This is a genomic window from Acinetobacter sp. YH12137 (assembly GCF_013418535.1).
In the GTDB taxonomy this organism is placed as follows: domain Bacteria; phylum Pseudomonadota; class Gammaproteobacteria; order Pseudomonadales; family Moraxellaceae; genus Acinetobacter.
This window is the reverse complement of record NZ_VPBW01000030.1, coordinates 25,193-33,274: the sequence shown is the minus strand read 5'-3', so window position 1 is coordinate 33,274 and position 8,082 is coordinate 25,193. Positions and strand designations below refer to the sequence as shown.

The window sequence follows — 8,082 nt, the reverse complement described above, 5'->3', positions numbered from 1 at the left end:
AAGTGAAGGTAAAGAATGTTGAAGGGTGCAATCTAAATTTTCAGATAAAGTCATAAAAAAATGAGCGTATTTACATACACTCATTTTTACTACATTTTACTAATATTTGCTTAACTGACTGGCATTACTCTAAATGAGGGCTTTTTTATAGGCAAGAGATTTAAAAATAGCCTAAGCATTTAAATCATCAGGCTATACTGATTTAAGGTATTTAATAAAATTAATCCTTAAAGGTCTCGTTTAGTGCATTCTGAACAGCTTCCACTCGAGATTTACAGGCTTTATACGCCTGCATAGACTCTTCAACGATTTTCATCAGATTATCAATATCTGGTTCTTGCTGAGATTCAAGTAATTCAGCATTCTTTTTCAAGATGTCATAGCCTTCCTGAAAGCTCAAAGTATCATGACTCATGGGGAGTTACCTGCGTAAGTTGTGCTGAAAATAGGCCATCGTGTAATTCAACCTGAACGGGTTGTTGGACATCAATTTGATGGATTGAACGAACCACATGTTCTTGCTGGCGCACAATGGCATAGCCTTTGGACAAAACATGTTTGGGATTTTGCAGCAGTGTTTCCCGCATCAGGGCATCTAGCTGCTGGTTAATCAGTTGGGTCTGTTGCTGGGCAAGGTTAGAGGTGTTGGACTTGAGCTGCTCTAAACGTTGCAAGGCATTCATAATCTGGTGATTGGCCAAATTTTGGATTAGCTTTAGATATTGCTCATTCTGGCTTTGATAAGCTTGAATTTGCTGTTGAGAAAGTCTCTGGATACTTTGCAGGTTATTTATAACTTCTTGCGTCAGCTCGACGACATGATTGCGAATTCCAGCAATCACTTTACTTGGTGTGTCGAAAGAACGATGAGCAATTTCATCCAGAATCGTCCTGTCTTTTTCATGACCAATACCAACCCAGACGGGAACTGAACGTTTGCAGAGCAGGGCAGCCAATGCATAGTCATTTAAATAAGCTAGATCATTGACTGCACCACCGCCACGAATGATTACGATCAGGTCAGGCGCGTTATGATAAGTTTGTGCCCACTGCTTTAAAGCTTGTGCCAAGCTTTGCATGATGCTTTGCGCTGCCGTATTTCCCTGAAAGGTCGCACTGTGATAGATAAATTCGCATACCTGAGCTTTTTGTAAAGCATCAGCATCTTTCTTGAAATCGCCCAGACCTGCAGCCTTTTCTGGAGCAATCACCAGAATCCGGTTTAGGTCAAAAGGTGTAGGCAGATTTTTATTGCGATTAATCAGACCTTCGGTTGTCAGTCTTTCTACAATCTGCTGATAACGTCGGGCTATATCTCCCAAGGTATATCCAGAATCAATCTCTACAATATTTAGGGAAAACCCATATTGCGGATCAAAGCTGGCTTTGACTTTGATTAAAACCTTAAGGTCCCGGCTTAGCTCAATACCACTTTCACGTTCAAATTGCGTCACAATTTTCTGTGCAGCAAATTTCCAGATGGTGGCCCGGCAACTGGCAATGACCTGATCATTGTCAGGATCTTTTTCTGCCAGTTCCAGATAGTAATGGCCAGCTTTGATATTTAAATTTCGAATCTCAGCTTTGACCCACACCGGTGTATCGAAAGTGATTTTAACTACTTCCTGAACCGTAGAAAGGTATTCTTTTAAGGAAAGCTGGAGATCGTCTTGCATGCCGAGATAAAGTTTAAAATTCAATCAAATATTAAATCAATATGATTGCTAGTACAAACACTAAGCTCAGCGCATAAAGAAGACTAGGATAAAAAACTGAGGCAAGAATTAGCTTAATAGTCTAAAAACAAAATATTAGAGTAATCCTTGGTTGATGAAAGGTAATAAACACTTTGTATAATAATGTAATGACATTGTCATCTTGAAGCCATTCCAATATTTAACTGAATCTAAATTTTAGTTAGTTTAAGAAAGAGATTACTTTTAAAAGCTAATTATTGATTGATATAAATCATAGGAAATAGTGAGAACTTAAATGGGGTTAAACCTAATGATATTAAAAAATGATCCTGCCGCTTTTTACAGAATTACAAACACTCAAGCCTTTTCAGATCTGACGCTATAAATGGAATATGCTACATTAAAGGCGAATTCCTTTAGAAGAATACCGCTCATGAAAAAAATAATTTTATCTGGTTTGTCCGGATTATTTGCATCCATCCTCCTTGCTGGTTGTAGTACAACCCAGTCGCCTGATTCAAACTCTGCGTCATTAGGAACAGCCAATCCAGCGAGTGCCTATTGTATCAATCAGGGTGGAAAGCTGGAAATCCGTAATGAAACTAATGGGCAAGTGGGCTATTGTCATATAAAAAATGGGCAAGTGGTCGAAGAATGGGAATATTTCCGAGCAAACCAGCCTAAATGTATCGCTGATCAGGCAGCTGCACTGGTGGGTCAATCGAATTTAACTGAAGCGCAAATCAAAGAAAAAACCAAAGCTCAAATGGTACGCATGGTTGCACCTGGCCAGCCTGTCACTATGGATTATCGTGAAGAGCGCGTGACGGTCACTGTAGATCCAGCCACTAAGAAAGTAGTTCAGGCCAGCTGTGGTTAAGATATGAAATGCTACTTTCGAGCAGGCAGTATCAATAAGAATAGGTAGAAATTTCATTTTAAATGACAAATCTGTGCTGATCTCTTATAGTGCCTCTCGGAAGGAGAAATTCATGAAAAAGTTATTTGCTTTATCGCTGATGGTTGCTCTGGTCGGCTGTGCAGAGAAAAAACCTTTAACCCCTGAAGAGCAGTGGCATGGCTATTGTCGTAGTGTGGGGAATGCTGCACGGACCATTATGCTGGATCGTCAGAATGCGATCGAGAAAGAAAAGGCTGTTGAGCATGCCAACAAGATTGATGACGACATTACTCGCGGTTTTATCCTGAATATTATCGATGAAGTCTATGCACTTCCGGAACAGGAAATTAAGACCGATGTAGATGCAGCCCGTGAGAAAGTCCGCGCTGAATTTACCGAAAAATGTATCGCCACACCGCATGATAAAATGCCAGATTACAAACCGTTCTAAGGAACGGTTTTTTATATTTAAATAAAACAAACTAAGAAATCATCATTCAAAATAAATAGTGGTTTATAGATATAAGAAAATTCTTCTAATAATAAAAATAGCCTAAGCAATATTAAATATAATTTGTGACAATTGCTAAATCTAAAATATAGAAATGCTTATCTTTATATTGAATAATGAATTTAACTCCAAAGCCTTGAGGAGAACAATAATATGGACGTCGTGAAGTATTTATATCACTCAGATCTGCTGTTAGAAGATGAAAAAGGATTGGCGATTATCGGTGGCGGACGCTATGTCCTGAGTGTAGGAGACAAGGTCGTGATTAAGCAGATCTTGGAGCAGGACAAAAAACGCTGTCTGGTTGAGATTTCCTTTGCCAGCAACAACCATAGTCAGACTTATGAAGATCAATGCGAATTAAAATTTGAGGGTTGTCGGGACGCTTTTCAGCAATATTTGAACTCGACGACAGTCCACTAAGGTGGAGTATCTTTTTCTAAGTAAATCAGGCAACATCGATGTTGCCTTTTTTATGCGTCAAATTTGGTTAAAAGTTGCCATATCTGTACTTAAATTATGCAAGGCGATGATGATTTGATTATTGAATGATCTTTATAAGCATCATTTAGTTATAAAATAATGAGCATCACAAAGAAACACTGTACTTGCATTAACTTTTAACTGGAATTTTAGTAAAATTTTAGAGTCCATATTATTTGTGAAGCTTTTATAAAGCAGGAATTCACAGGTAATTTTTTAAAAAAGAGGAATAACACCGTGCTAGAAGCTTACCGCCAACACGTTGAAGAACGTGCCGCACTCGGAGTCCCACCGAAGCCACTTGATGATGCTCAAACTGCTGCATTAGTTGAATTATTAAAAAATCCCCCAGCTGGTGAAGAAGCATACTTAGTTGACTTGCTTGAAAACCGTGTTCCAGCGGGTGTTGACCAAGCTGCATACGTAAAAGCTGCGTTCTTAGCTGCATTGGCAAAAGGCGAAGCGACTTCTCCACTAGTTTCTAAAGAACGTGCGGTTTACTTACTGGGCACTATGCTTGGTGGTTATAACGTTGCTCCTTTAGTTGAACTTCTAGAAGACGCAGAGCTTGGTGGTCTTGCTGCTGAAGCTTTGAAAAAAACGCTTCTTGTATTTGATGCGTTCCATGACGTAGCTGATAAAGCACGTGCAGGTAATGCAAATGCAAAAGCTGTTCTTCAATCATGGGCTGACGCTGAATGGTTCACAAACCGTGCAGACGTTCCAGAAGAAATCAAACTGACAGTTTTCAAAGTAACTGGCGAAACGAATACTGATGACTTGTCTCCAGCACAAGACGCTTGGAGCCGTCCAGACATTCCATTGCACGCAAATGCAATGCTGAAAAACGAACGTGATGGCATCAACCCAGAAGTTCCTGGTGAAGTTGGTCCATTAAACCAAATTAAAGATCTCATCGCGAAAGGCAACAAAGTTGCTTACGTAGGTGACGTTGTTGGTACAGGTTCTTCTCGTAAATCTGCAACTAACTCTGTACTTTGGTTCTTCGGTGACGAAATCGCTCACATTCCTAACAAGAAAGAAGGCGGTTATTGCTTAGGTTCTAAAATTGCTCCGATTTTCTTCAACACTATGGAAGACGCTGGTGCGTTACCAGTTGAAATCGACGTAGCAAACATGAACATGGGTGATGAAATCACTCTTAAAATCGACAAGGCTGCTGCTAAAGTAACTGCGTTCAAAGACGGCGCTCAAATCGCTGAAGCTGACCTTAAAACTCCAGTACTTTTAGACGAAGTTCGTGCGGGTGGTCGTATTAACCTGATCATCGGTCGTGGTTTGACAACTAAAGCACGTGAAGAGCTTGGTCTTGAGCCTTCAACTCTGTTCCGTACTCCAGTACAACCTGCTGACACTGGCAAAGGCTTCACCCTTGCTCAGAAGATGGTTGGTCGCGCTTGTGGTCTTCCTGAAGGTCAAGGTATCCGTCCAGGTACTTACTGTGAACCACGTATGACTACTGTTGGTTCTCAAGATACTACTGGTCCGATGACTCGTGACGAATTAAAAGACTTGGCTTGCCTAGGCTTCTCTGCTGACTTGGTAATGCAATCTTTCTGTCACACAGCTGCGTATCCAAAACCAGTTGACGTTCAAATGCAACACACGCTTCCTGATTTCATCATGAACCGTGGCGGTGTTTCTCTACGTCCAGGTGACGGTATTATCCACTCTTGGTTAAACCGTATGCTTCTTCCAGATACCGTTGGTACTGGCGGTGACTCACATACTCGTTTCCCAATCGGTATCTCATTCCCAGCGGGTTCTGGTCTTGTAGCATTCGCTGCAGCAACTGGTGTTATGCCACTTGATATGCCAGAATCTGTTCTTGTGAAGTTCAAAGGTAAAATGCAACCTGGTATCACTCTACGTGACCTAGTTCATGCAATTCCTTACGTAGCGATCCAAGAAGGTGACCTGACTGTAGAGAAGAAAGGTAAGAAAAACATCTTCTCTGGCCGTATCCTTGAGATTGACCTGACAGAAATGGAAACTGACCTGACTGTTGAGCAAGCATTCGAACTTTCTGATGCTTCTGCTGAACGTTCTGCTGCTGGTTGTGCGATCACTCTTTCTGAAGAGAAAGTTGCTGAATACCTACGTTCTAACATCACTATGCTGAAGTGGATGATTTCACAAGGCTATGGCGATGCTCGTACTATGGCGCGCCGTGTTGAGAACATGGAAAAATGGTTGGCTAACCCATCACTTCTTAAAGCTGATGCTGATGCTGAATACACTAAAGTGTATGAAATCGACCTTTCTACAATCACAGAACCAGTTCTTTGCTGCCCGAACGACCCAGATGATGCGAAACTTCTTTCTGACGTTCAAGGCGTGAAAATTGATGAAGTATTCATCGGTTCTTGTATGACTAACATCGGTCACTTCCGTGCAGCTGGTAAACTTCTAGACAAAGTACCTGGTGGTTCTTTATCTACTCGTCTATGGTTGGCTCCACCAACTCGTATGGACGAACACCAATTGATGGAAGAAGGTTTCTACAATACTTATGGTAAAGCTGGCGCTCGTACTGAAATGCCAGGCTGTTCATTATGTATGGGTAACCAAGCACGTGTAGCTCCAAACACTACTTGTGTGTCTACATCTACTCGTAACTTCCCGAACCGTCTAGGTCAAGGTGCTAACGTTTACCTAGCATCTGCTGAGCTTGCTTCTGTTGCTGCTGTATTAGGTAAATTACCTTCTCCAGAAGAATACCAACAGTACGCTGCTCAAATCGACAGTATGTCTGCTGACATCTACCAATACTTGAACTTCGACAAGATGAGCGAGTATACAGATGCTGCTAAAGACATCGATACCAAGAAAATTGCTGCTGCTCAATTAGCTTAATTGATCAAAAAGTAGTTTAGAATAAGGGCTGATTTATCAGCCCTTATTTTTTTATTTAGTATTTATAAGATGTACAAACTTATTTCGATTTTAAAAGAATTATCAGCACAACACGATATAAAAAATTATCATTGGGATATTCCCAAAAATTGCCCGATACAAATTCCAGATTATTTATCCTCAAACTTCGATAGAAATGTTTATCTCAAAGAACATTTCAATAAAGCCTTGAATAAAGGTGACTGTTTACCTGGTTATTATTGGATAATTCAAGAGTGGGGCGGGATTTCTTCTTTCAAACGTAATGAACTGAACGATGCCAAAATTTTGAAATTTTTAAAGGATCTTGAGGAAAAATCGCTTACTAAAGTATCTTTTGATCGTATTTCATCTTTTTCTAAAGTTGCTTCTTTCATTCAACCCAGTGAATACGTTATTTATGATTCAAGAGTGATTTATTCACTCAATTGGCTACTATTTAATTATGCATCTGAGTGGGAGCTGTTTAGTCAGCCACAAAGTCGAAATAGTGAGTTGATGAAATATGATATGCAAACAATATTTCGTCTGACAGGAAAGAGCCCTAAATACCGTAGTCATAAAAATGCTTATAATGAATATTGTGAGTTGATAAAAATGCTTTCTAAAGAAATCTATGAACAAGGTGGTAAGCCTTATTTGTTAGAAATGTTATTGTTTACTGTGGCACCAAATGCGATTGTAGAAGATATACAGAAAAAAGTTTCTCTAAAAATTGATTTAGAATTAACTGTTTAATTGAAAGATAATTTAAATAAGAAGTATGATTAGGGCTGACTTATGAACGCTTTTTTATATGAATAATCAATCTTGCTATATGTGTGATAATTTGGCGACAACAAAAGAACACGTGCCACCAAAATGCTTATTTCCAGAAAAAAAAGACTTAAAAGATATTAGTTTAGATTTAAGAAAAGGACTGATCAAAGTACCTTCATGTGTGAATCATAATTGTAAGAAGTCAGGTGATGATGAATATCTGTTGAATGTTTTATCAATGACAATTCAAACAGGTAAATATGGACTTTTAAATTTTGAAAGTAAGGTAATGCGTTCTTGGAGTAGAAAGGATCGAATATCTAAACTAAAAGAAAAATTAATATCGACAGCTAGAGCAGTAAAAATAAAAGATTCAGAGTCAGAAGATATTTTTGAAGCTTTGGAATTAACTGTAGATAGAGATAGATTGAAAGAAGTTTTAAGATGTTGTGCTCTAGGACTTTATTATTATGAATTTGGAAAGAGGTATAAGGGTTCAGTACACTCAACTCCTTTATTTTCACCAATCCCTGATAAGAATTGGATAGAACAACAAGGTCAAATGGAGGATTACTATTTTAATAAATTTAAGAATATTAAAAGAAAAGGAGATAATCCTGAGATTTTCCAATATGCGTTTTATCAAGATACATTTAATAATATGCTAGTAGTACTAATGTGGTTTTATGAAGGATGTAAAGCAATATCATTTTTCAGATAAGCATATATTTAAAAACTTCTACAAATTGCACATTTACTAAATATATCATGCAATTCAAATATTAAAAATTATTGAAAGTTGTCATAAAAGCCCA

At 38.8% G+C, this 8,082-nt stretch carries 8 protein-coding genes; 6 read left to right on the top strand and 2 right to left on the bottom strand.

The annotated features are described in order from the left end of the window. Window positions 1–220 precede the first annotated feature (220 nt). Both xseB and xseA read right to left on the bottom strand, forming a co-directional pair. Window positions 221–415: an exodeoxyribonuclease VII small subunit gene (gene xseB / locus FTU72_RS12690; protein ID WP_005235956.1), complete on the bottom strand. Its 195-nt coding sequence runs from the start codon at window positions 413–415 to the stop codon at window positions 221–223. Continuing rightward, complete coding sequence (gene xseA, locus FTU72_RS12685; RefSeq protein WP_180012372.1) at window positions 405–1,676, bottom strand: exodeoxyribonuclease VII large subunit; 1,272 nt, start codon at window positions 1,674–1,676, stop codon at window positions 405–407. The genes xseB and xseA overlap by 11 nt, the downstream gene beginning before the upstream one ends. A 454-nt stretch (window positions 1,677–2,130) precedes the next feature. Here xseA and FTU72_RS12680 point away from each other — a divergent pair, with 454 nt between their 5' ends. The 6 genes from FTU72_RS12680 (at window position 2,131) to FTU72_RS12655 (ending at window position 7,988) form a co-directional block, all read left to right on the top strand. Next, complete coding sequence (locus FTU72_RS12680; RefSeq protein ID WP_004783808.1) at window positions 2,131–2,577, top strand: I78 family peptidase inhibitor; 447 nt, start codon at window positions 2,131–2,133, stop codon at window positions 2,575–2,577. 112 nt (window positions 2,578–2,689) lie between these two features. After that, window positions 2,690–3,049, top strand: a complete 360-nt coding sequence (locus FTU72_RS12675; RefSeq protein ID WP_004783806.1) for a hypothetical protein — start codon at window positions 2,690–2,692, stop codon at window positions 3,047–3,049. A gap of 213 nt (window positions 3,050–3,262) precedes the next feature. Further along, window positions 3,263–3,532: a hypothetical protein gene (locus tag FTU72_RS12670; RefSeq protein WP_004783805.1), complete on the top strand. Its 270-nt coding sequence runs from the start codon at window positions 3,263–3,265 to the stop codon at window positions 3,530–3,532. A 297-nt stretch (window positions 3,533–3,829) separates the two neighbouring features. Next, window positions 3,830–6,469: a bifunctional aconitate hydratase 2/2-methylisocitrate dehydratase gene (locus FTU72_RS12665; protein WP_004783803.1), complete on the top strand. Its 2,640-nt coding sequence runs from the start codon at window positions 3,830–3,832 to the stop codon at window positions 6,467–6,469. A 69-nt stretch (window positions 6,470–6,538) separates the two neighbouring features. Next, window positions 6,539–7,246 (top strand): hypothetical protein, encoded by a 708-nt coding sequence (locus tag FTU72_RS12660; protein ID WP_179993009.1) that lies wholly within the window; start codon window positions 6,539–6,541, stop codon window positions 7,244–7,246. A 58-nt stretch (window positions 7,247–7,304) separates the two neighbouring features. Further along, on the top strand, window positions 7,305–7,988 hold the full coding sequence (locus FTU72_RS12655; protein ID WP_257218526.1) for a hypothetical protein: 684 nt from the start codon (window positions 7,305–7,307) through the stop codon (window positions 7,986–7,988). Window positions 7,989–8,082 lie beyond the last annotated feature (94 nt).

Bases quoted from the DNA above. Each gene is read 5' to 3' on its own strand.
- xseA (WP_180012372.1), bottom strand. From the start codon at position 1,676: ATGCAAGACGATCTCCAGCTTTCCTTAAAAGAATACCTTTCTACGGTT.
- FTU72_RS12680 (WP_004783808.1), top strand. From the start codon at position 2,131: ATGAAAAAAATAATTTTATCTGGTTTGTCCGGATTATTTGCATCCATC.
- FTU72_RS12660 (WP_179993009.1), top strand. From the start codon at position 6,539: ATGTACAAACTTATTTCGATTTTAAAAGAATTATCAGCACAACACGAT.
- FTU72_RS12655 (WP_257218526.1), top strand. From the start codon at position 7,305: ATGAATAATCAATCTTGCTATATGTGTGATAATTTGGCGACAACAAAA.
- FTU72_RS12675 (WP_004783806.1), top strand. From the start codon at position 2,690: ATGAAAAAGTTATTTGCTTTATCGCTGATGGTTGCTCTGGTCGGCTGT.
- xseB (WP_005235956.1), bottom strand. From the start codon at position 415: ATGAGTCATGATACTTTGAGCTTTCAGGAAGGCTATGACATCTTGAAA.
- FTU72_RS12670 (WP_004783805.1), top strand. From the start codon at position 3,263: ATGGACGTCGTGAAGTATTTATATCACTCAGATCTGCTGTTAGAAGAT.